17 protein-coding genes and 1 tRNA gene are annotated in these 20,960 nt (G+C 60.0%); 13 read left to right on the top strand and 5 right to left on the bottom strand.

Annotated elements, in window-relative coordinates:
* Positions 1–668: 668 nt before the first annotated feature.
* Entirely contained in the window at positions 669–965 is a 297-nt protein-coding gene (locus GSQ90_RS24520; protein ID WP_158817597.1) for a GYD domain-containing protein, read from the top strand.
* A 30-nt stretch (positions 966–995) separates the two neighbouring features.
* Here GSQ90_RS24520 and GSQ90_RS24515 read toward each other — a convergent pair whose 3' ends face one another.
* Positions 996–1,847, bottom strand: a complete 852-nt coding sequence (locus GSQ90_RS24515) for a hypothetical protein (RefSeq protein ID WP_158817596.1) — start codon at positions 1,845–1,847, stop codon at positions 996–998.
* 543 nt (positions 1,848–2,390) lie between these two features.
* Here GSQ90_RS24515 and GSQ90_RS24510 point away from each other — a divergent pair.
* From GSQ90_RS24510 to GSQ90_RS24490, 5 genes are read left to right on the top strand one after another with little or no spacing between them, the layout of a single operon-like run.
* Entirely contained in the window at positions 2,391–3,290 is a 900-nt protein-coding gene (locus GSQ90_RS24510; protein ID WP_246731755.1) for a site-specific DNA-methyltransferase, read from the top strand.
* Positions 3,287–3,751, top strand: a complete 465-nt coding sequence (locus GSQ90_RS24505; RefSeq protein WP_158817595.1) for a restriction endonuclease — start codon at positions 3,287–3,289, stop codon at positions 3,749–3,751. The genes GSQ90_RS24510 and GSQ90_RS24505 overlap by 4 nt, the downstream gene beginning before the upstream one ends.
* 9 nt (positions 3,752–3,760) lie before the next feature.
* The gene (locus GSQ90_RS24500; protein ID WP_158817594.1) at positions 3,761–5,092 is read left to right on the top strand and encodes a hypothetical protein; all 1,332 of its coding nucleotides are present in this window, start codon (positions 3,761–3,763) and stop codon (positions 5,090–5,092) included.
* 13 nt (positions 5,093–5,105) lie between these two features.
* Positions 5,106–7,013: a DEAD/DEAH box helicase gene (locus GSQ90_RS24495; protein ID WP_158817593.1), complete on the top strand. Its 1,908-nt coding sequence runs from the start codon at positions 5,106–5,108 to the stop codon at positions 7,011–7,013.
* Positions 7,010–7,840 carry a DUF3883 domain-containing protein gene (locus GSQ90_RS24490; RefSeq protein WP_158817592.1) on the top strand — a complete coding sequence of 277 codons (831 nt, stop codon included), beginning with the start codon at positions 7,010–7,012 and terminating at the stop codon, positions 7,838–7,840. The genes GSQ90_RS24495 and GSQ90_RS24490 overlap by 4 nt, the downstream gene beginning before the upstream one ends.
* Before the next feature lie 276 nt (positions 7,841–8,116).
* On the opposite strand, the gene GSQ90_RS24485 is transcribed toward GSQ90_RS24490, so the two are convergent.
* Positions 8,117–8,190, bottom strand: a tRNA-Gln gene (locus GSQ90_RS24485).
* Between the two features lie 232 nt (positions 8,191–8,422).
* Here GSQ90_RS24485 and GSQ90_RS24480 point away from each other — a divergent pair.
* The 6 genes from GSQ90_RS24480 (at position 8,423) to GSQ90_RS24455 (ending at position 15,775) form a co-directional block, all read left to right on the top strand.
* Positions 8,423–9,631 (top strand): 6-phosphofructokinase, encoded by a 1,209-nt coding sequence (locus tag GSQ90_RS24480; protein ID WP_158817591.1) that lies wholly within the window; start codon positions 8,423–8,425, stop codon positions 9,629–9,631.
* Positions 9,632–10,023: 392 nt separating this feature from the next.
* Entirely contained in the window at positions 10,024–11,268 is a 1,245-nt protein-coding gene (locus GSQ90_RS24475; protein ID WP_158817590.1) for an extracellular solute-binding protein, read from the top strand.
* Between the two features lie 69 nt (positions 11,269–11,337).
* Positions 11,338–12,237 carry a carbohydrate ABC transporter permease gene (locus GSQ90_RS24470; protein ID WP_158817589.1) on the top strand — a complete coding sequence of 300 codons (900 nt, stop codon included), beginning with the start codon at positions 11,338–11,340 and terminating at the stop codon, positions 12,235–12,237.
* Positions 12,234–13,100, top strand: a complete 867-nt coding sequence (locus tag GSQ90_RS24465; RefSeq protein WP_158817588.1) for a carbohydrate ABC transporter permease — start codon at positions 12,234–12,236, stop codon at positions 13,098–13,100. Before GSQ90_RS24470 ends, GSQ90_RS24465 begins: the two co-directional genes overlap by 4 nt.
* A gap of 43 nt (positions 13,101–13,143) precedes the next feature.
* On the top strand, positions 13,144–14,667 hold the full coding sequence (locus tag GSQ90_RS24460) for a DUF5060 domain-containing protein (RefSeq protein WP_158817587.1): 1,524 nt from the start codon (positions 13,144–13,146) through the stop codon (positions 14,665–14,667).
* A 43-nt stretch (positions 14,668–14,710) separates the two neighbouring features.
* On the top strand, positions 14,711–15,775 hold the full coding sequence (locus tag GSQ90_RS24455; protein WP_158817586.1) for an ABC transporter ATP-binding protein: 1,065 nt from the start codon (positions 14,711–14,713) through the stop codon (positions 15,773–15,775).
* Between the two features lie 46 nt (positions 15,776–15,821).
* Here the strand turns inward: GSQ90_RS24455 and GSQ90_RS24450 are convergent, their stop codons facing one another.
* Positions 15,822–17,687, bottom strand: a complete 1,866-nt coding sequence (locus tag GSQ90_RS24450) for a cytochrome c biogenesis protein DipZ (protein WP_158817585.1) — start codon at positions 17,685–17,687, stop codon at positions 15,822–15,824.
* 25 nt (positions 17,688–17,712) lie between these two features.
* Complete coding sequence (gene msrB, locus GSQ90_RS24445) at positions 17,713–18,207, bottom strand: peptide-methionine (R)-S-oxide reductase MsrB (protein ID WP_158817584.1); 495 nt, start codon at positions 18,205–18,207, stop codon at positions 17,713–17,715.
* 236 nt (positions 18,208–18,443) lie between these two features.
* On the opposite strand from msrB, the gene GSQ90_RS24440 reads away from it, so the two are divergent.
* Complete coding sequence (locus GSQ90_RS24440) at positions 18,444–19,943, top strand: aldehyde dehydrogenase family protein (protein ID WP_158817583.1); 1,500 nt, start codon at positions 18,444–18,446, stop codon at positions 19,941–19,943.
* Positions 19,944–19,991: 48 nt separating this feature from the next.
* Here GSQ90_RS24440 and GSQ90_RS24435 read toward each other — a convergent pair whose 3' ends face one another.
* Positions 19,992–20,906: a LysR family transcriptional regulator gene (locus GSQ90_RS24435; protein ID WP_158817582.1), complete on the bottom strand. Its 915-nt coding sequence runs from the start codon at positions 20,904–20,906 to the stop codon at positions 19,992–19,994.
* Positions 20,907–20,960 lie beyond the last annotated feature (54 nt).

The following is a 20,960-nucleotide window of genomic DNA, read 5'->3' as shown; positions in this document are numbered from 1 at the left end:
ACCCCCAAAAAAAACGGCCCACGCCAAAAGAGAAGCGCGGACCGAAGGAATAAAATCGGAACTGGGGAGAGTCCGAAGGTTGCTTAAATCGGATGACCGATGCGGGGATAATTCCCGCAAGCCCGAAACGGTTCCCGCCGGCCGGGGGCAAGTTCCTGTAGCCGCGCTCGCTGTGAGAGTTCGAACGGCGACGGGACAGCCTCATTCAAAACGCGAGCTCGAAGGATAAAAAGCGGCCCGCGCCTCTGCGGGAGGCGCGGGCCGCGGCGCGAGAGCCGGAAATGGGGGGCAGGACCAGCTCAATCGCGCAAGTCGTCCGAAGGTATGGGGACCCCAAGCCGACGCTGTGGAGATATGAATGACCGCGAAAACTTGAAGCCCCGGTAACGCGAACGTTACGCGGGCAAACGCCGCCCGCGCCCCTCGACCAAGCCTGCTTCCAAAATCATCCCACCCGACGCTGAAATCCGCCTGTAGGGCTTTAAGGGCGTGGGGCGGGAGTTTGCGAAAGGTCGCGCTTAGTCGGGCGGATGCGCCTTGCTGGAGCAGCCTCGTTTCCCATGTTCGCCGTCGCCGAAACCCGCCGTCACCTTTGTGAGCTTCGCGCGTTGTCATGGACCCTCCGCGTCCTGCGGGCGGGGTTCCCCTATCCAACCCGGGAGGTTGTCATGGCGATCTATGTCGCGTTCGGAACCTATACCGATCAAGGAATCCGCGAAATCGATCAGACCGTCAGCCGAACAAATGACTTCAAGGCTCTCGCGAAGCAATTCGGGGTGACCGTAAGAGATGTTTTCTGGATGCGTGGCCAGCAATACGACATGGTGACGATCCTGGAAGGGCCCGACCAACCAGCCGCGGACGCGCTTCTCCTCATCATGAACAAGAAGGGCTTCATCCGCACGCAATTGCTTCGCGCTTACACAGCCGCGGAAATCGAAATGTTCTTGGCGACGGCCGCCTAACGCATACGGCGCCGCGACCGAGGGAGGACGTCAGGCGGACAGGGCGACCTGCACGCCGCTCTCGCGCAGTTTCGAAAGAACGCCGCCGTCGCGCGTGAGCGTTCCGACCGCCACCATCAGGAACGCCCGATCCTGCGGCGTCTGGACCGCCTGAAGGGCGCGCGCAAGAATCGTTTCTTCGAGCGTGCTTGTGGGGAGCAGGTCAGCCGTGGTCAGCGCGCCATGTTGTTTCATCTCGACGCCAAGCTTGCTGAGATCGTCGGTGCGGCGCGCCGTATAGAGGCTCTCTTCATATTTGCCGATCGGACCGAGCCTGTCTCGAAGATCCAGCAGATAGACGAGGGTCTGTTCGTTGATCCGCTGATCGAGCGCCACGGGATCAGGCGGATGGAACGCGGCCTTCGCTTCGTCCGCCGAGACGAGATAGGCGATCGGCTTGCCCGTGGCCTGGGCGTGCTCCGCGATCGTGCCGCCGACGCTGGGCTGGGCCGGCGTCTGGCCTTCGGCGTGCAACAGCAGCGCGGTCTCGAAACCGGAAAGCTTGTCCTTGTTTGGCAAAGAGGAAAAACTCTTGTCTATCACGGCGCGGATGCGATCCGCCGTCGCCGCCGAGACGCGGCCCGAGATCGGAGGCAGCCGATCATGCGGCAGCGAGATGCGCGCGAACTGCACATTGGGAATGTCCGCGACCACCCGTTGCGCTTGCTCCGCGAAACGGTCGCCGTCCTTGACGATGTCGGCGGTCACGGCCGCGGCGGTGCGCGCATAACCGAACAGAAACGACGGCGGCTCGCCCGGCGGCGTCGCAGTCCAGAAGAGCCCGCGCGCTTCCGCGCCGGCCGCGCGCGCGGCGCCGCTCGCCGCTACGGCGAGACCCGTCATGAAAACTCGTCGGTTGATCGGCATGGGGAACCTCGTCGGCGTCGAAACGCAAACGACAGCCGATTGTTCCCTAGCGTCTCCCGCGCAGAGTTGGCGACAGCCGGCCGACGTAGGCCCACCGCCGTTGGTCTGGGCGGCCCTCGAAAATTTGAACGATATCGCCCATCGCAGAGCCAATCAGGCGGCAGGATGCGGGCACATTTGCCGGGAGAGGATTCGCAGCCCGCGCCCTCCGACTTTGACGGACCCGATCTAATGACGCCACCCGGTGGCCTGCTTACTTATCTTCTAAATCATTGAAATCGCTGGCTGGGGGGCCTGGATACGTTTAGAACTTTGTCCAAAGCGCTGCATGAAGCGAGAGATCAACGCCGTTAGTCTAACATTCTGTGTTGCCTAAACAAGCCACGTTCCTATTTTGTCCCACCCGTATATACTCGACCTTGGCAATGGATTCGAGGGTTCCCCATGGGGGCTTTGTGTAACCTTATGTGACCGCAACCCACCCTGCGAGGGCTAGGTTGGCACACCAAACGATAGAGAATGACCCAAAAAATGGCCCAACTAGCGCGGAAACAAGAAAAGCCAGCGAACAACGTCCTGCGCTTTCCATCGAAGCTTGAAGTGAAAATCGAAACTTTGGACAACCTGAAGTTCATGCGAAAGCTTGACGATCAGTCGATGCAACTGATTGTAAGTTCTCCGCCATATAACCTTGGAAAGTCTTACGAATCCAAACGCTCTCAGGACATTTATCTCGAAGAGCAAGCCGCAACGATTGCTGAGGCGGTCAGGCTGCTAAAGCCAGAAGGGTCTATCTGCTGGCAAGTTGGAAATCACGTCGCAGATGGAGAAATTTTTCCTCTCGACATCCTTTTGTATCCGCTGTTTCGGAACCACGGATTGATGCTGAGAAATAGAATTGTCTGGACCTTTGGACATGGACTGCATTGCCAAAAGCGCTTTTCGGGACGCCATGAAACAATCCTTTGGTTCACAAAGAGCGACGATTACACCTTCAATCTCGATCCAGTGCGTGTAGCTTCGAAGTATCCTGAGAAAAAGCACTTCAAGGGCCCCAAGAAAGGGCAAATGTCTGGCAACCCGCTCGGTAAAAACCCTTCCGACGTATGGGATATCCCGAACGTCAAGGCCAACCATGTCGAGAAGACGGACCATCCTTGCCAATTTCCCGTCGGCCTGGTTGAACGCTTGGTACTTGCATTGACCAAAGCGGGTGACAACGTGCTCGACCCATATCTTGGAGTGGGTTCGTCTGCGATCGCAGCTTTGAAGAATGGACGCAACGCGTACGGATGCGACAGCCTATCCGAATACACTGCGATCGCGCGCGATCGCGTCCAGAAGTTTTTTGCTGGGGAACTGCGAACGCGCCCCATGAATAAACCTGTGTACGAACCGTTGCCGCAGGAGACCGAATGAGACTCGCGTTCACCTATGATGATCACCACAACGCAGGCGCGGAGTGGGAGCGTCGTGAACTGAAAGAGTGGTTGACCGACGTTTTTGAGGCCCCAGCCTTGAAGATTCAGCAGAAGTGCACCTCGGAAATCCACCAGCACGTCGAGCAGGAATTCGTCAATGAGGGTTGGGCTCTCAACTTTCGTCTCGATCAGCAGCATCAACTAGCGGTGACCGCGATTAAGGACGACTTGGCGTTTCAACTACAAACGGGCAACATGAGCCGCGCGCCGTACGACTTGCTAAAATTGCAGTACCTATATCAAAGTAAACGCATCGCGGCCGCGGCGCTTGCGCTTCCCACGCGGGGTGCCGCTAAAGTCATCGGCGACAATCTGGCTAATGCCGAGCGCGTATGTCGTGAGATGAAACTCTTCGATCGCGTCATCACAGTGCCAATCATTGTTGTTGCATTCCAATAAGAGGCGCAGATGGCGAAATACGAAATCAAGCTTACCCCTCGATCGGAGCGCGAAGCCGTCATTCAAAAGCGGCTTGAGTCGGCGATCGATACTGACGTGCTGTGGGATTTTCGTGGTGAGAAAGCTGTACTGAAAGTTATCAGCCTTCCGGTCGATCTGCCCGTCTACCGCATGGCAAACTGCCGAACTTATTCCGAGCAGGAGGACGCGATCGCTAAGGGCGGACTCGATAAGAACTATTTCGCAAAAGGCCAGGAGCTGAGCACGGTGCAGGCCGCGCAACATGCACTCCTTGCGAAGCTGGCGAAGAAAGAATCCACGTCTGTCTCGTCCATTCTCGATGTGCTGGAAACAGAAGGTCAGCGTAATCCAATTCTCATTACGAGCACTGGGACGGTTGTGAACGGCAATCGTCGCCTGAGCGCCATGCGCGAACTCTACGCGGACGATGAGTCAGTCAATTCGCGATATGCCCACATTAAGTGTTTGGTGCTTCCCGCGGACACCAATCCCGATGAGGTAGATGATATCGAGGCCAACGAGCAAGCACGGCCTCAGACAAAACTCGAGTATGATTGGATCGGCGACGCACAGCTCGTTCGCAGGCAGGTGAACAAAGGAAGACAGCCGAAGGTAGTCGCAGTGCAACTGCGACGCAGCGAAGCCGATGTCCGAAACCTTCTACAATCCATCGATGAGGCCGATCTTTACCTCAATGAGTGGGTCAAAAAACCTGGCCAGTATTCCATCTTGAGTGGTGACGGCGAACAGATTTTCGGCGACTTACCTAGACGGCTTTCCGGTCAGACCGTTGCTCTTCAGAGCGCCAGCCGTGCAATCGCATGGTCGCTGTTTGACAATCGGGACAAGGTCCCGGGGCGGGTCTACTCGTACAATGCCGCTTTTGGCAAACTCGCGCCTGTCGTTCTCGCCATCGTCGCGGAGCAGCTCGATTTGCCAACGGCTTCAGTAACCGGGGCAGACGACGACGATGAAGGGTTCTCGGTCGACATCGCGGGAGGTGCCACGGCGGGCGAGGACTACTCCCGCATTATCGCCGCCCTCAAGAGCGACGAAACGAAAGAAGACGCCGTAGAGGCACTGATTGAAGCTTGCATCAGTACTCTCGAACGCGATCGGGGACAGCGTTCCAAAGGAGCCGCGCTGAAAGCATTCGTCCAAGTGCACGCTAAACTCGCGGGCATTGATCTTTCGACGGCGGGCGTGAACACTTATCTAGGAATCGGCAAGCAGCTCGAATCCATCCGCGAACTTCTTGGCAAGCTCGATACCAAGCTAGCCATTCTGAAGAAATCGCCGCCATCCGACACCGAAGACTAAGGCGCTTCTGTTCATGAGCGACCCGACTTCCATTAAGATCGAATACGGCGCAGGCAATACCGGGTGCTTCGTTATTGCGCCCGAGGACACCTCCGCACCGATATGGTCGCGCATTCGCGCTCTTATTGTCGAGAGCGATCTTAGCGCCAGCATAACGGCATCAACCATCCATCTGGCATGGCCCGACGCGTTGAATGTTGTCCGAGAGTTTGGCTCGAAGGCAACCCAACGCGCCTTGAATTTTCGGTTCAGGCCGGACGAAAGCGCTGCGGCGCGCATTCAAGCTTTTTCCTCGGAAGTGCGGTCCGCGCGAGAATGTCAGCAGGCGCTCGCTCCTGTGCGCACGCCGGAGCAGATTGAGGCCGATCTCTGGTCGATGGGTTTCCAGAGACGGAAACTCAAGGATTTTCAGCTTCGCGACCTCTCACATCTCATGACGCTTGCGAACGGTGCAAATTTCTCGGTCCCCGGCGCGGGCAAAACCACAGTCACATTTGCTTTGCACCTGATGGTCCGCAAGCCTGCTCAGCAACTTTTTGTCGTTGCACCAAAGGCCGCCTTTCAGGCGTGGCGGGACATAGTTGATGAATGCATGATTGCTGATGCATCGGACGGCGCATCAGAACAGTTCATCGTTCTCGATGGGCGCGAACAAGAGACAGCGCTCGCCCTTGTGTCCGGTGCAACACGGTTCCTCATGTCGTACGATCTGATGATCCGTCAGCAAGGGTTGATCGCATCGCATTTCGCGAGCCACTCGATCCATTTGGTTTTGGATGAAGCGCATCGCATGAAGGCTGGGTTGCTTTCGCAGCGCGGTGCATTTTTGCTCAACGTCGCCACGCTGCCTGCCCGGCGCGACATTCTTACCGGGACGCCAATGCCTCAAGCAGCGTCCGACATTCAATCGCAGCTAGATTTTCTTTGGCCAGGCCACGGGCTCGGTGTGGAAGTTGCGCGAGGTAAAGCGCCGCGCGAAGTGCTGGGCAACCTCTACGTCCGCACGACGAAGACCGAATTGGGGCTTCCAAAGGTAAAGCGGCATTTCATCGATATCACGATGAGGCCCGGACAACTCGCACTTTACTCCGTCGTGCGTAGCGAGTTCCTGCGGCAGTTCGCATCGCAAATGAACTATAAGATGGGGCAATCGCAGATATTGAGGGCGCGCCGATCGGTAATGCGGCTCCTCCAACTCTCTGTGAGCCCCAGCCAAGCGCTAACCGCAATGGCAAATGATGAGTATCAAATTGCGTCCGGCATCGCAGACACCGTTATGGAAGAGGGACACTCGGCGAAGCTGAGCGCCGTTATGGATCACGCGCGTGCATTGGCGCACGCGGGCGAAAAGGTTGTGATATGGACTATTTTTACCGACACCATCAGAAGCCTTGCTTCGGCGCTAGCCGACCTCAATCCTGTGGTACTACATGGCGGCGTACCGTCGGGCTCTGAAAGTGATCCCGACACTCGCGAAGGGCGGGTAAACCGCTTCCATGTTGATGGAAGTTGTTCCGTGCTGATCGCCAATCCGGCAGCAGCGGGCGAAGGCATCAGCCTCCATACAGTTTGCCACAACGCTATTTACGTCGATCGAAGCTACATTTCCACCCACTACCTCCAATCGATCGACCGTATCCACCGTCTCGGCTTGGAGGCGCATCAGAAAACAGATATTTTCTTATATCGCTCTAAGGCTCCGCCAGAAATCGGAAGCATCGACCTTTCCGTCAGTCGCAGACTGACCGAGAAAATTCGCAACATGCAGATACTTTTGAACGATCCCGATCTTCATGAAATTGCTCTCGACGAAGAGGAAGCAGATGATCCGATCGACTACGATATCACTACCGATGATATCATAGATCTGATCCGTGAGTTGGAGGGCAAAGGCCTGCCTTCGTCCGAAGAGGACGAATGACCGGCGCGCCTTCAACTGAGAGAGTCTTTGCTCTCTCCGCCTTTGAGGGCGTGCGATTGATTCGGGCTTATTCCGTCAAGCAACCGGACACGCCGATCGTCGAACTTCTGGCAATCATCGAGCACATCGAATCTGACGCACCGAACCTTGATTTAGAGGCTTCGGTGTATCTGCATGGCCTCGTCGAGGCGGAATGTCCGCTGAACGGCGACGGATTCTATCAAGCCTGCATCTCGGCAGTTGTCACAAAACATCAGCCGAATTGGTGCAAGGCCATGAAACAAGGGCGTATGCGGTTCCTGGACTCTTTGGCCACCAACGATCGTGACGTGTTTGCGGCGGCCGGTCTTGCAAAGGACCCACCGCCCATTTCCGTAGTGACGTGGTGGGATACCGTCACGGGCTTTGCGCGACTTATCGCGGATATCGCAAAAATGGAGCAAGCGCGCGAAGCTGAACAGCTTTCGATGGATTACGAGACACAGCGCCTCGCGAAATTGGGACTCAACCGCACGCCCGAGTGGAAGGGATTAGACGATAATTTTGCCGGTTATGATGTCCTCTCTTACGACGCGGGGGAGTTCGGTCCAATCAGCCGCATGATCGAAGTGAAATCCACGATCGCGTCTCCACTTCGCTTTATCATAACTAGGCACGAATGGGATCAGGCGGCGAAAATCGGCCCGGCTTATATCTTCCACGTATGGGACATGGCGAAAGTTCCCCCCGTGCTTTACGAGCGCAAGTCAGAGCAAGTGGCTCCGCACATTCCGCAAGACAACGAGAAAGGAAAGTGGAAGACGGCTGAAATCCCACTTGGAGTTTAATTCATCGCGGCGGTGGCTTCGACCTATTCGTGCAATTGGGTTTCCGCATCGCAAAAGAAATCTGCGAACCTGCGCCCGAGAAGCTTGACAGCCGCCAATCCCGCGACCGAGCCCGAAGCGGAAAGGTGTTCACATGTTTCCTCATGAAGTATCGAACACTATTTTGCCCCCCCCCGCTGATCTTCGAGCGCAGTGAGGAGATTCAGTGACGTGGGTGACGTCGCCAAACCTTTTAGCAGCGTCACAAAATATTATGCAATTATTTCAATTCTTTATTGGCTGGGGGACCTGGATTCGAACCAAGATTGACGGAGTCAGAGTCCGCAGTTCTACCGTTGAACTATCCCCCAAGCGACAGGAGCGTGGGGCCGCTAGATAGCGAAGGCGCGGGCGCGGCGCAAGAGCGGCGAGCGGCGCCGCGCCGCTGTTGTCGCAAAACCCTCTCATTCCGCGCGCACCTATTGCCGCGTGAGGCGTCGCGACTTGCCGCGACGCGGCCGCGAGGGCAAAGTCGTCCCGCTCGCCGGGGCGCCCTGGCGCGGCGCAGGGCGAGCGGGGCTCAAAGGGAGGGGAGACAACCTCATGGTGCAGAAAATTCTCGTCGCCCAGGGGGGCGGGCCCACGGCCGTCATCAACCAGTCGCTGGTCGGCGTCGCGCTGGAGGCGCGTAAATTCGCCAGCGTGGAGCGCGTCTATGGCGCGGCTTTCGGGGTGCGCGGCATCGTCAATGAGGATTTCGTCGATCTGTCGCGCGAGACCAGCCGCAATCTGGAGGCGGTCGCCAATACGCCGTCCTCGGCTCTGGGCTCGACTCGCGACAAGCCGGACCTCGCCTATTGCCAGGAAATTCTCAAAGTCCTGAAGGCCCATGCGATCGGTCATTTCTTCTATATCGGCGGCAATGATTCGTCCGACACCGTGCGCATCGTCGCCGACGAAGCGCGCAAGAGCGGCTATGCCCTGCGCTGCGTGCATATCCCCAAGACCATCGACAACGATCTGGTCGGCAACGACCATACGCCGGGCTTTCCCTCGGCGGCGCGTTTCGTCACGCAGGCGTTCATGGGCGTCAATCTCGACAATGCCGCGCTGAAAGGCGTCTATTGCGCCGTGATCATGGGCCGGCATGCGGGGTTCCTGACCGCGGCTTCGGCTTTGGCGCGCAAATTCCCCGACGATGGCCCCCATCTCATCTATCTGCCCGAACGCACTTTCACGATCGACGGCTTTCTCGCCGATGTGAAGGCGACGTTTGAGAAGCATGGCCGCTGCATCATCGCCGCCTCCGAGGGCATTCATGACGAGCAGGGCGCGCCCATCATCACCAAGCTCGCCAGCACGGTCGAGAAAGACGCGCATGGCAATGTGCAGCTCTCGGGCACCGGCGCGCTCGCCGACCTCTTGTGCGAAGAGATCAAGACCAAGCTTGGCATCAAGCGCGTGCGCGGCGACACGTTCGGCTATCTCCAGCGCTCATTCGCCGGCTGCGTCTCCGACGTCGACCAGCGCGAAGCGCGCGAGGTCGGCGAGAAGGCGGTGCAATATGCGCTCTGGGGACAGACCGACGGCTCGGTCGCCATCCAGCGGACCGGCGCCTACGCCGTCGATTATCCGCTGATCCCGCTGGAGAATGTCGCGGGCAAGACGCGCGTGATGGAGGACGAATTCATCACCAAGGCGGGCAATGACGTGACGGAAGCGTTCCATTCCTATCTGCGCCCGCTGCTTGGCGCGGGGCTGCCCGAAGTCGAGCGGCTGCGGATGAGCAGGGTCGCGAAGATCCTGAAATAGCGGGCAAGGCGCGCGATCTCCCTCTCCCCTTGTGGGGGAGGGTTGGGGTGGGGGGTCGCGCTAACCTCTCAGATTACTGGGCTTTATGAAGATTCGGAGGGGCCGGTGCGACCCCCCTCCCTAACCCTCCCCCACAAGGGGGGAGGGGATTCCCGTGCTCGAATCGTGTCGCCAAATCCGAGTCCACTGAGGCGCGATTCGCTTCAATCGACCGTCTCGCACGCGGCTTAACTTGCGCTATCTCGCAACAACACGACGCCTTCGCGCTGGCGCTGCCTACGCGCGGCTCGATCCCTTGCGCCCTCTTGGCAACTGATATAATGAGTATGTCACGATATCAACGTGCGAAGCCGGTGTATTGGCGGCCGAAAATCACAAACTGGGAGGGTCGAATGAGGGGGTTAGGGTTTTTGGGGCGCGTGGCGGCGTTCAGCGGCATGATGATGGCGGCGGCCGTTCCCGCGCATGCCCAGGCGATCAAATTATGGACGCTGAACTTCGCCAATGACTCGGCCAATCAGGCCTTCCAATCGATCATCAAGCAATTCGAGACCGCCAATCCCGGCATGACCGTTCAGGTCGAAACGCGCGGCGTCGACGAACACAAGGCCGCGCTGCGCGTGGCGGCGGGATCGGATCAAGGTCCCGATATTTTCTTTAGCTGGGCCGGGCTCGGCCTTGGCGGCGAATTCGTCAAATCGGGCCTCGCGCTGCCGATGGACAAATATTACGCCCAATATAAATGGGACGACGAATTCCTTCCCGCGGCGGATATTTTCTCCAAGCAATATGCGGGCGGTCGCTATGGCGTGCCCTACTCATTCCACGGCGAAGCGCTCTATTACAACAAGGCTTTGTTCGCCAAAGCCGGCATCACGAGCGAGCCCAAAACCTACGCCGATCTCTTGGCCGACGCCGATAAGCTCGCCGCCGCCGGAATCCCCGCCATCACCTTCGGCGGCACCGTCAACTGGCATGTAATGCGCCTGCTCGACGAGATTCTGGAGACGCAATGCGGCGCCGAAAAGCATGATGCGCTGATGACCATGCAGGCGAGCTGGGCGAGCGAGCCTTGCGCGACCAAATCCTTCACGGAATTCCACAATTGGTCGTCGAAATATTTCCTGAAGCCGTTCATGGGCATCGGCCAGGATCAATCGTTTAATCTGTTTCTCGCCGGCCGAGCCGGGATGATGCTGGAGGGCGACTGGCTGGTCGGCCAGCTCAAGCAGAACAACAAGCTGGCCGATTATGGGCTGTTTCTGTTCCCCACCGGCGGCAGCCGCCTCTATGGCTTCTCGGAATATAATTACATCAGCTCTAAGAGCAAAAACCCGGATGTCGCCGCCAAATTCCTCGACTTCCTCGCCTCAAAGGACGTGCAGCAGGCCCATCTTGGCGATTTTGGATCGATCTCGATCAACAAGAACGTCAAATACACCAGCACGGAGCCGCTCGATCAGGAATGGGTGAAGATTTTCAATGAGGTCAACGGCACTTTCGTCAACGGCGACCAGGCGTTTCCGCTCGATGTGACGACTGAATATTGGCGCATCATCAATGAGGTCGCGAGCGACAATCTCGATCCGTCCAAGGCGGCCGCCGAGCTTCAGAAGTTCATCGGCAATCGCAAATAAGCTTCTGACGTCGGGCGCTCCGGTTCTCCGCCGGGGCGTTCTTCGTTGGTCCGGAGAACAGGGCGCAGGATGCAATTGAGTCGACGGCTCCAGTCGCCGCCTTTTCAAGGCGCCATGCTGCTCGCCCCTGCTTTGATCGTCTATGGCGTTTTCGCGCTCTATCCGCTGATCGATGTGTTCGGGCTCAGTTTCATGAAATGGAACGGCCTGACGCCGACGCGCACTTTCGTCGGCCTCGATAATTATGTGCAGGTCTTCAATAACGATCCTGTCTTCTGGGGCGCGCTGAGGAACACGATTCTCTGGACGATCATGTCCGTCGCGTTTCCGCCGTTGATTGGATTTGGCCTCGCGCTCGGGCTCAATCAGAACATACCGGGGCGCGCGCCGCTCCGCGCCCTCTATTACATGCCGGTGATCATCGCGCCGATCGCGGTCGCGACGATGTGGCGCTGGATGTACGACCCGTTCTTTGGCCTGTTCAATCAGATGCTCGCCGGCGTCGGGCTGCAGAGCGTGATCAAGGACTGGCTCGGCGACCGCAATGTCGCGCTGTTTTCGGTCTTCATCGCTTATGTCTGGCAGACCGTCGGCTTCTCGATGGTGTTGTTTCTGGCGGGGCTGCAGAGCGTTTCGCAGACACTCGTCGAAGCCTCGCGCATCGACGGGGCAGGGCGGTTCGGCGTGTTCCGTTATGTCACGCTGCCCGCGCTAAAGCCGACCATCACCATTGTCGTCATCCTGTCGCTGATCAATTCGCTCAAAGCCTTTGAGATCGTCTACGGCATGACCGGCGGCGGCCCGGCGCAATCGACGCAGATGCTCGCGATGTGGGCCTATACCGAGGCGATGCAGCTCGGCGATTTCGGCCGCGGCAGCGCCATTTCCGTCGTCCTGCTGCTGATCACGCTGGCGGTCGTCATTCCGTATCTCCGGTGGTCGCTGCGCCGCCAGGACGCCAATCAATGAGCGCGCTCGCCCATCCCTTTCGCCCCGCCGGCGCCAACAAGATCGATCCGGTGCTGGTGATGCTGTGGATCCTTTTGATCGCCGTGGCGGCGCTATGGATCGCGCCCTTCATTTTCATCGTCTTCACCTCGCTCAAATCCAACGCAATGGTAATGGGCACGGGAGCGTTCGCGCCGCCCAGCGAAGCCGATTGGGGCAATTATTCGCGCGCCTGGGCGCGTGGTAAATTCAGCACGACCGTGCTCAACAGCGCCATCATCACCATCATCAAAGTGCCGCTCGGGCTGGCGATCTCAGCGATGGCGGCTTATGCGCTTAGCCGCATCCAGATGGTTGGACGACGCATCGCTTTCCTCGCGATCGTCTTCGGCACGATGATCCCGTTCCAGGTCATGCTGGCGCCGCTTTTCACGCTGGTGAACAGCCTCGGCCTGATCAATACCTATGTCGGCATCATTCTGCCCTATCTGGCGTTCGGCGTGCCTTACCAGGTTTTCATCCTGCATGGCTTCTTCAGGGATGTGCCCAAGGAATTGAGCGAGGCCGCCTTGATCGACGGGGCCTCGCATTTCACCACCTTTCGCCGGATCTTCCTGCCGATTTCGCTGCCCGTTCTGGCGGCCCTGCTGATCCTCGATTTCGTCGCGACATGGAACGAATTCGCGATGGCGCTCGTCATTCTGCAGGACAACAGCAAGTGGACGCTGCCTCTGGGGCTGATGTCGTTTCAGAGCCAGTTCTCGAACGATTATGGTCAGCTCAATTCGGCGATCGTCATGACGGTGCTGCCCGCCACGATCGTCTACCTTATCTTTCAGCGCTATTTCATCAGCGGGCTCACATCGGGCGCCGTCAAGGAATAGATCGAGGATTTTTTCGCTCATCGCCCGAGTCAACGAGGATTTAATGGATCGCCAATCGCCAATCGCCCAATGGGATATTTTCGAGGCCGCCTTCCAGGGGCCAGCGGCGGGCAATCCCTATCTCGACGTGACGATCGAGGCTGTCTTCTCGTTCGGCAATCGCGACGTGCGGGTTCCCGGTTTCTATGACGGCGAGGGGATATTCCGCGTGCGTTTCATGCCGGATGCGCAGGGCGAATGGCGCTATCGCACGATCGCCAATGTGAGCGAGCTCGACGGGCGAACCGGGAGCTTTGCCTGCGGCGGACCCCGCGCGGGCATGCACGGCCCGGTTCACGTGCGCGACAAATTCCATTTCGCTCACGCCGACGGCAAACCCTATTTTCCGTTCGGCACCACCTGTTACGCCTGGACGCACCAGCCGCTCGCCATGCAGGCGCAGACGCTGGCGACGCTGAAAGATACCCGCTTCAACAAGCTGCGCATGGGCGTCTTTCCCAAGGATTACATCTACAATCAGAACGAGCCGCTTTATCCCGCCTTCGAGACGGGGGCCGACGGCAAGGAAGATTTCGATCGCCCGAACGCGACAATGTTCCGCCATTTCGAGAACCAGGTCGGCGCGTTGCGGGAGCTTGGCGTCGAGGCCGACATCATCATCTTCCACCCCTATGACCGCTGGGGCTATTGCGACATGGGCGCCGAGCGGGACTTTCGCTATCTGCGCTATCTCGTCGCGCGGCTCGCCGCCTATGCCAACGTCTGGTGGTCGCTCGCCAACGAATATGACTTTCTGCTCGATTGCAAACCGATCGCCCAATGGGATCGCTATTTCCATATCATCGAGGAAAACGATCCCTATCGACACCTGAAATCGATCCATAACGGCGAGGCGACGATGAATTTCGATCATCGCAAGCCATGGGTCGACCACGTCTGCATCCAGAACTGGGACGTCAAACGCACGGCCGAATGGCGCGAAGCCTGGGGCAAGCCGATCGTCAATGACGAGCCCGAATATGAAGGCGACATCCCGCGCCCCTGGGGCAATATCAGCGCGATCGAACTCGTCCATCGCTTTTGGGTGACAATCATGCGCGGCGGCTATGCCGGGCATGGCGAAACCTTCATGCATCCGGAAGATTTGCTGTGGTGGGCCAAGGGCGGCGAATTGCGCGGCGAAAGCTGGAAGCGGATCGGCTTTCTGCGCGACCTCATCGAGGCGGATGTGAAGCATGGTTTGACGCCGTTCACGCCGCAAGACGGCCGTTGGGTGTTCTCGCGGGTCTCGGGCGCCAGCGACGGCGATGTGACCTATCTCTATTTCGGCGAACATCAGCCGGCCGCCTGGGCTGTCGGCCTGCCGATGGAGGACGGCGATTATGAAATCGACCTGATCGATATCTGGGCCATGACGATCGAACGGATCGGCAAGGCGCCGCTGCCCGCTTCGCCCGGGCTGCGTCAGCGCAATGGCGCGATCGTCGGGGGAGAGCCCGAAGCGGCTTTCGGGATCCATCTGCCGGGCAAGCCGTACCAGGCGGTCCGCATTCGGGTTAGGAAATAGGCGTCAAAACGCGCCTGAGGAATTGCAAGAGACGGAAGCCGCCATGCATTCGGTCGAAATAAGCAACGTCAAGAAATTCTATGGATCGACCGAGGTCCTGCATGGATTGTCGCTCGATATCGACGACGGCGAATTCGTGATTCTGGTTGGGCCGTCGGGATGCGGCAAGTCGACGCTTTTGCGGATGATCGCCGGCCTCGAGACCATCTCGTCCGGCACGATCAAGATCGCCGACCGCGTCGTGAACGACCTGCAGCCCAAAGAGCGCGATATTGCGATGGTCTTCCAGAACTATGCGCTTTATCCGCAGATGACGGTCGCCGACAATATCGGGTTCTCGCTGCAAATGGCGAAGATCCCTAGGGAGGAGCGCGTCAGGCTGATCGCCGATGCGGCCGCTATTCTCGGTCTTGAGCCCTTGCTTGGCCGCTATCCCCGTCAATTGTCGGGAGGCCAGCGCCAGCGGGTCGCGATGGGCCGCGCGATCGTGCGCAAGCCGAAAGTCTTTCTATTCGACGAGCCGCTCTCCAATCTAGACGCCAAGCTGCGGGTGCAGATGCGGGCGGAGATAAAATCGCTGCAAAAGCGTCTCAACACGACGACCGTCTATGTGACGCACGATCAGATCGAGGCCATGACGATGGCGGACAAGATCGTGGTCATGCATGCCGGCTCGGTCGAGCAAATCGGCGCGCCGCTGGAGCTTTACGATCGCCCCGTCAATACGTTCGTCGCCAGTTTTATTGGTTCGCCTTCCATGAACCTTGTGAACGGGACGTTGCTCGATGCGGGCAGACCCGGTCTTAAACTCGACGATGGCGTCATTCTTCCGCTGGCGGAGACGCCCAAAGGGCTTTCGGGGCGAAATGTCATTTTCGGCATACGCCCCGAGCATATCGTCGTCGACCCGGAAGCGGGCGTTCCCGCCGAGATCAAAACTGTCGAGCCGACAGGCTCGGAAACGCATGCGAGCGCATTCATCGGCAAACAGGAATTCTCCTGCGTGTTTCGCTCGCGCATCGCCATTGCGCCCGGCGACAAACTGCCCCTGAGCTTTGCCCAGGGGCCTGGCCATTTCTTTGATCCGGCGACGACCATGCGAATATAGATCCGGTTGGCGGGGCCACGCTGGCCCTGGCTCCGGAGATCCGCGATCAGCCGAACGTGAAGGCGAAAGCCTGGGCGCCGGGATCGAGAAACTCGATCTCGAACTGCCGATCGGCGGAGGGTTTGCTCTGCCGGATCAATTGGTAGAGGCGCTGTCCGACGATCGTCCCGTTCCCCTGATCGTCGATATCGGCGCCGTGATCGCCTTCGGGCGCCTTGCCATCGATCAGCACGCGGAACCGCACCGGTTTGCCGTCAGCCGAAGGCCCCAGGACAAGATGCAGATCGCGCGCATGGAAGCGATACGCGATGCGCCCGTTCGCCGCATTCAGAACGGCGCGCTCGCCGCCGATCGTCCAGTCGCCCGCGAGCGCCCATTGGTTGAGCTGCAATTGCGGCGCGATGGAATAGGTCTGGGGCTTGTCGGAGACGGCGCCGCCGGGCGAGGCGAAATTTTCGGCGCGCATATAGCCGAGATAGGTTTCCGGCGATTTCACATCGTTCATATCGGCCGCGGCCTCCGCGCCTTGCGCGTTCACCGCAACGATATCTTGTGAAACGCCGCTCGCGCCGGCCTCGGCCAGAAGCTGCTGGATGATCTTTTCCGACTGGTCGTATTCGCCCTCGCCGAAATGATGGTGGCGAAGGCGCCCCTGCGCGTCGATGAAATAATGGGCCGGCCAATATTGATTGTCGAAGGCGCGCCAGATCGCATAATCATTGTCGATCGCCACGGGATAATCGACCTTCAAGTCCTTGGTCGCCTGACGGACATTGTCGATATTTTTCTCGAATGCGAATTCGGGCGCATGGACGCCGATCACGACCAGGCCCTGGTTCTTATATTTTTCTGCCCAGGCGCGGATGTAGGGCAGGGAGCGCAGGCAGTTGATGCAGGAATAGGTCCAGAAATCGACCAGGACGACCTTGCCGCGCAGCGCCTCGATGCTCAAAGGCGGCGAATTGAGCCATTCGACCGCGCCCGCCAGCGAAGGGGCCGGCCCTTCGACCGGCAGCGCGTCGGCCGCCGGCTTGGCCTTCATCATCATCATGGCCGGCCCGCCCTTCATCGCGTCGGACCCGCTCATCATCGCCGGCGCGCCGTTCGCCGCATTGGATGCGCTCATCATCGCGCCTGAATCGCCCTTCATGATCACCGACGGTTGCGGCTGATCGCTGGCGTGTTCCGCCGGCACTTTGTCGATCAGCGTCTGCTCGACACTCGCTGTGCTCGCGAGCGAAACCCGCGTCAGCAGCCCGGTGTCGAGGCCCAAGGCGATCGCCACGACGCCGCACAGAACCGCGGCGCCAAGACCGCGCCGGATCCATTCGCCGGCGCCGAGCGATTGCTTCATCGCCTTGAAGACACGGCCGCCGATCAGAAGAGCGAGGGCGAGCGATGTCGCGGCCCCCGCCGCATAGGCCAACAGCAGCAGTGAGGTCTGGACATTGGCGCCCTGCAGCGCCGCGCCCGTCAGGACGAGGCCCAGAATCGGGCCGGCGCAAGGCGCCCAGAGCAGGCCGGTCGCGATGCCGAGCAGAAACGACGGCCCGAAGGACGAGCCGGATCTATTGGGATCATCCGCCTTCTGCGAGAGACGTCCGCCAAGCGCGACCAGCGGGCGCGTCAGCCGGTCCGCGAGCTCTGGAAACAGCAGCGTCACGCCGAATAAGGCGAGAAGCACGATCGCTGCGAACCGCCCGTACTGGTTGGCCTGCACGGCCCAGCCGCCGCCGACCGCCGCCAGCGTGGCGACGCCGGCGAAAGTGATCGCCATGCCCAGCAGCAGCGGCAGGCCGCTCTTGACGAAAGGCTGGTCGGCGCGCGCAAAGACGAAGGGAAGGACCGGCAGAATGCACGGACTGACAATGGTCAGCACGCCGCCCAGATACGAAACAACGAACAGGATCATCGTCTTTGCTCACTCTTGCTGGCGGTCAGGCGGCGGCTGGAACGAATTTCAACGCGACGCCGTTCATGCAATAGCGCAGCCCCGTCGGTTTGGGCCCATCGTCGAAGACATGGCCGATATGGCCGACGCAGCGCCGGCAGTCGATGGCGGTGCGGGTCATGCCGAACGAAGTGTCCTGCTTTTCGCTGACCGCATTGTCGAGGGGCGCCCAGAAGCTTGGCCAGCCCGTGCCGCTGTCGAACTTGGTCTTCGAGGAAAAAAGCGGCAGATCGCATCCTGCGCAGGCGAAAGCCCCCACGCGTTCTTCATGCAAGAGCGGGCTCGTGAAGGGCCGCTCGGTCGCCGCCTCCCGCAACACGGCATATTGGTCGGCGGTCAGCATCTTCCGCCATTCCGCATCCGTATGCGTGACCGGGTCGTCGGTCGCGGCGCGCGCGGCTAACAGGGGAATGAATGAGCCGGCCGAGATCGCGGCCACGCCCCAAAAACTTCCGTTCAAGACTTGTCTGCGTGTCGGCATGTTCCGCCCTCATGTTTGTCCGGTCGCGATGAGTGTCGCCAATGCCAATACGTAATGCGCCGCGCTATCGTTACCGGAATAATTGCGATCACGGCGAGTTGATCGTTTGAGGCTCGTTGTTTGAGCGGCGTCTTTGCCGCGTCCGGCATCGCCGCCTCTTGGCAGATGAGCCTCATCGCTATATTCATTGAGATATAGCGATGATGGTTGAAGATCACACGCCCAGGGAGGTTTCAATGACAATTGCGATACGCAGGCCCGCGCTCGGTTCAGCCGCGACGGCGTTCCTGGCAAAGAAACATCAAATGCTGATCGACGGCAAATGGGTCGACGCCCGCAGCGGCCAGACCTTCGCGGTTGAGGATCCGGCCACCGAGGAAATCATCGCCCATGTCCCAGCCGGCGATAAAGCCGACATCGATCTGGCCGTCGCCGCCGCGCGCCGCGCCTTCGAGACCGGACCGTGGTCGCGCATCTCGCCGGCCGCTCGCCAGCGTCTCGTCTGGTCGCTCGGCGACCTCATCGAGCGCCACGCCGACGAACTCGCCGAATTGGAGGCGCTCGACAACGGCAAGCCGGTGACCAACGCCCGCCGCGACGATGTCGGCGGCTCCATCGAGATGTTCCGCTATATGGCGGGTTGGGCGACGCGCATGAACGGCGAGCAGATTCCGGTGTCCTCGCCCGGCGACTGGCATGTCTACAGCATGCGCGAACCGGTCGGCGTCGTCGGCCAGATCATCCCGTGGAATTTTCCGCTGATGATGGCCGCCTGGAAGCTGGCGCCCGCTCTGGCGGCCGGATGCACGATCGTGCTGAAGCCCGCCGAACAGACGCCGCTGTCGGCGATCCGTCTTGGCGAACTCGTCACCGAAGCCGGTTTCCCCGATGGCGTCCTCAATATCGTCACCGGCTTTGGCGAAACGGCGGGCGCGGCGCTTGCCGAGCACCCGGATGTCGACAAAGTGGCTTTCACCGGCTCGACCGAAGTCGGCAAGCTGATTGTCAAGGCGGCGGCCGGCAATTTGAAGCGCGTTTCGTTGGAGCTCGGCGGCAAATCGCCCGCCATCGTCTTCCCCGACGCCGATCTCGAACTCGCCATCGCCGGAACGGCGAGCGCGATCTTCTATAATCAGGGCCAGTGCTGCACCGCGGGTTCGCGGTTGTTCGCCCATAAGTCGATCTACGACAAGATCGTCGAAGGCGTCTCCGCGGAGGCGGGCAAGCTGAAGGTCGGGCATGGCCTCGACCCCTCAGTCAATCTGGGGCCGCTGGTCTCCAAGGAGCAGCATATGCGCGTCCAGGGCTTCCTCGAAGCAGGACGCAAAGAGGGCGCCGAGGTCGTGACGGGCGGCAAGGTCCACGGCAACCAGGGCTATTTCGTCGAGCCGACGGTTCTGGCCCGCACCGACCGTTCGATGAAAGTGGTGCGCGAGGAAATCTTCGGGCCGGTCGTCTGCGTCCAGTCCTTCGACGACGCCGATCTCGACGCCGTCGCCAAATTCGCCAACGACACCGAATATGGCCTGTCCTCAAGCGTCTGGACGCGCAACCTGAAGGCGGCCCATATGATGGCGCGCAAGATCAGGGCCGGCACGGTCTGCATCAACACCCATAATTACGGCGACCCCGCCTGGCCGTTCGGCGGCTACAAGCAATCGGGCTGGGGCCGCGAAATGGGCAAAGAGGTCATGGAGCATTACACCGAGACCAAGGCAGTCGCCGCCCGGCTTTGAAGCTCAGACAGTCCGGTGGCGTCTGTCGGCAGGCGCTGCCGGCCGGTCTTATTGCTCGTCACCTGCAGGCGGCGCTTTGAGCAGCGCCGCATCTGTTGCGAGATAGTCGGCGAAGGCGCGCGCCGCGGGCTTCGCCGCTCCAGCAGGGAAGACGGCGAAAAGGTCGACGGAATCCATTGTCCAGTCAGCCATGACGCGCACGAGATCGCCGCGTTCCAGTTCGGCTCGACAGCCCCAGAAAGTCATCGATGCTACGCCCAGGCTCTCGACCGCGGCGGCGGTGACGGCTTCGTTGGCCGAAGCGGCGACCCGCCAGCGCGGCGGTACGATCGACTCCCGATGGTCGTCTTTTGCAAACGACCATTCGCGGCGCGACCGGCTTCCCGGTCCAAGAATGAGGGTGTGGCCAGCAAGGTCGGAAGGCGTGCGGGGCGCGCCGCGCGTTCGCAAATATCTTGGCGAGGCGAAGAGCGCCAAAGTCGTGCGTCCGAGCCGGCGGACCACAAGCGAGGAATCGGCGGCCGAGCCGAAGCGGAGCGCCAGATCCACGCCCTCCCGCAGCAAATCCTGGCGGGCGTCATCGATGGCGAGGTCGACGCGAAGCGAGGGATGCCGCTCCAGAAAGGCGGGGAGGCGCGGAACGATCTCGCGGATGCCAAAGCTGGTGCCGACGCCGATGCGCAACAGCCCCTTGAGCTCGCCCGTCCCCCGCGCGGCGTGATCGGCCTCTTCGAGCGCGGCGAGGATCGGCTCGATGTGGGCGAGGTAATCGGCGCCGGCCTCGGTCGTCGTGACCGCTCTCGTCGTGCGCGTAAGAAGCTTCGCCCCAACCTCCCGCTCCAGATTCGCGACGATGCGCGACGCCGACGGCTGCGACAAGCCCAGTTCCTTTCCGGCGCGCGAAAAGGCGCCCAGTCGCGCGACCCGAGCAAAAAGCCTCAGCGCCTGAAGCCGGTCATTCATTTGAATTCCAAATATGTCCTACTCGATTCTACCGTCTACCGGATGCGCGAGCCA

The organism is Methylocapsa sp. S129 (assembly GCF_009765995.1).
Lineage (GTDB): Bacteria > Pseudomonadota > Alphaproteobacteria > Rhizobiales > Beijerinckiaceae > Roseiarcus.
Note: the sequence above shows the minus strand (reverse complement) of the source record. Positions and strands in the feature narration are given on the sequence as shown.

Bases quoted from the DNA above. Each gene is read 5' to 3' on its own strand.
- GSQ90_RS24520 (WP_158817597.1), top strand. From the start codon at position 669: ATGGCGATCTATGTCGCGTTCGGAACCTATACCGATCAAGGAATCCGC.
- GSQ90_RS24515 (WP_158817596.1), bottom strand. From the start codon at position 1,847: ATGACGGGTCTCGCCGTAGCGGCGAGCGGCGCCGCGCGCGCGGCCGGC.
- GSQ90_RS24510 (WP_246731755.1), top strand. From the start codon at position 2,391: ATGACCCAAAAAATGGCCCAACTAGCGCGGAAACAAGAAAAGCCAGCG.
- GSQ90_RS24505 (WP_158817595.1), top strand. From the start codon at position 3,287: ATGAGACTCGCGTTCACCTATGATGATCACCACAACGCAGGCGCGGAG.
- GSQ90_RS24500 (WP_158817594.1), top strand. From the start codon at position 3,761: ATGGCGAAATACGAAATCAAGCTTACCCCTCGATCGGAGCGCGAAGCC.
- GSQ90_RS24495 (WP_158817593.1), top strand. From the start codon at position 5,106: ATGAGCGACCCGACTTCCATTAAGATCGAATACGGCGCAGGCAATACC.
- GSQ90_RS24490 (WP_158817592.1), top strand. From the start codon at position 7,010: ATGACCGGCGCGCCTTCAACTGAGAGAGTCTTTGCTCTCTCCGCCTTT.
- GSQ90_RS24480 (WP_158817591.1), top strand. From the start codon at position 8,423: ATGGTGCAGAAAATTCTCGTCGCCCAGGGGGGCGGGCCCACGGCCGTC.
- GSQ90_RS24475 (WP_158817590.1), top strand. From the start codon at position 10,024: ATGAGGGGGTTAGGGTTTTTGGGGCGCGTGGCGGCGTTCAGCGGCATG.
- GSQ90_RS24470 (WP_158817589.1), top strand. From the start codon at position 11,338: ATGCAATTGAGTCGACGGCTCCAGTCGCCGCCTTTTCAAGGCGCCATG.
- GSQ90_RS24465 (WP_158817588.1), top strand. From the start codon at position 12,234: ATGAGCGCGCTCGCCCATCCCTTTCGCCCCGCCGGCGCCAACAAGATC.
- GSQ90_RS24460 (WP_158817587.1), top strand. From the start codon at position 13,144: ATGGATCGCCAATCGCCAATCGCCCAATGGGATATTTTCGAGGCCGCC.
- GSQ90_RS24455 (WP_158817586.1), top strand. From the start codon at position 14,711: ATGCATTCGGTCGAAATAAGCAACGTCAAGAAATTCTATGGATCGACC.
- GSQ90_RS24450 (WP_158817585.1), bottom strand. From the start codon at position 17,687: ATGATCCTGTTCGTTGTTTCGTATCTGGGCGGCGTGCTGACCATTGTC.
- msrB (WP_158817584.1), bottom strand. From the start codon at position 18,207: ATGCCGACACGCAGACAAGTCTTGAACGGAAGTTTTTGGGGCGTGGCC.
- GSQ90_RS24440 (WP_158817583.1), top strand. From the start codon at position 18,444: ATGACAATTGCGATACGCAGGCCCGCGCTCGGTTCAGCCGCGACGGCG.
- GSQ90_RS24435 (WP_158817582.1), bottom strand. From the start codon at position 20,906: ATGAATGACCGGCTTCAGGCGCTGAGGCTTTTTGCTCGGGTCGCGCGA.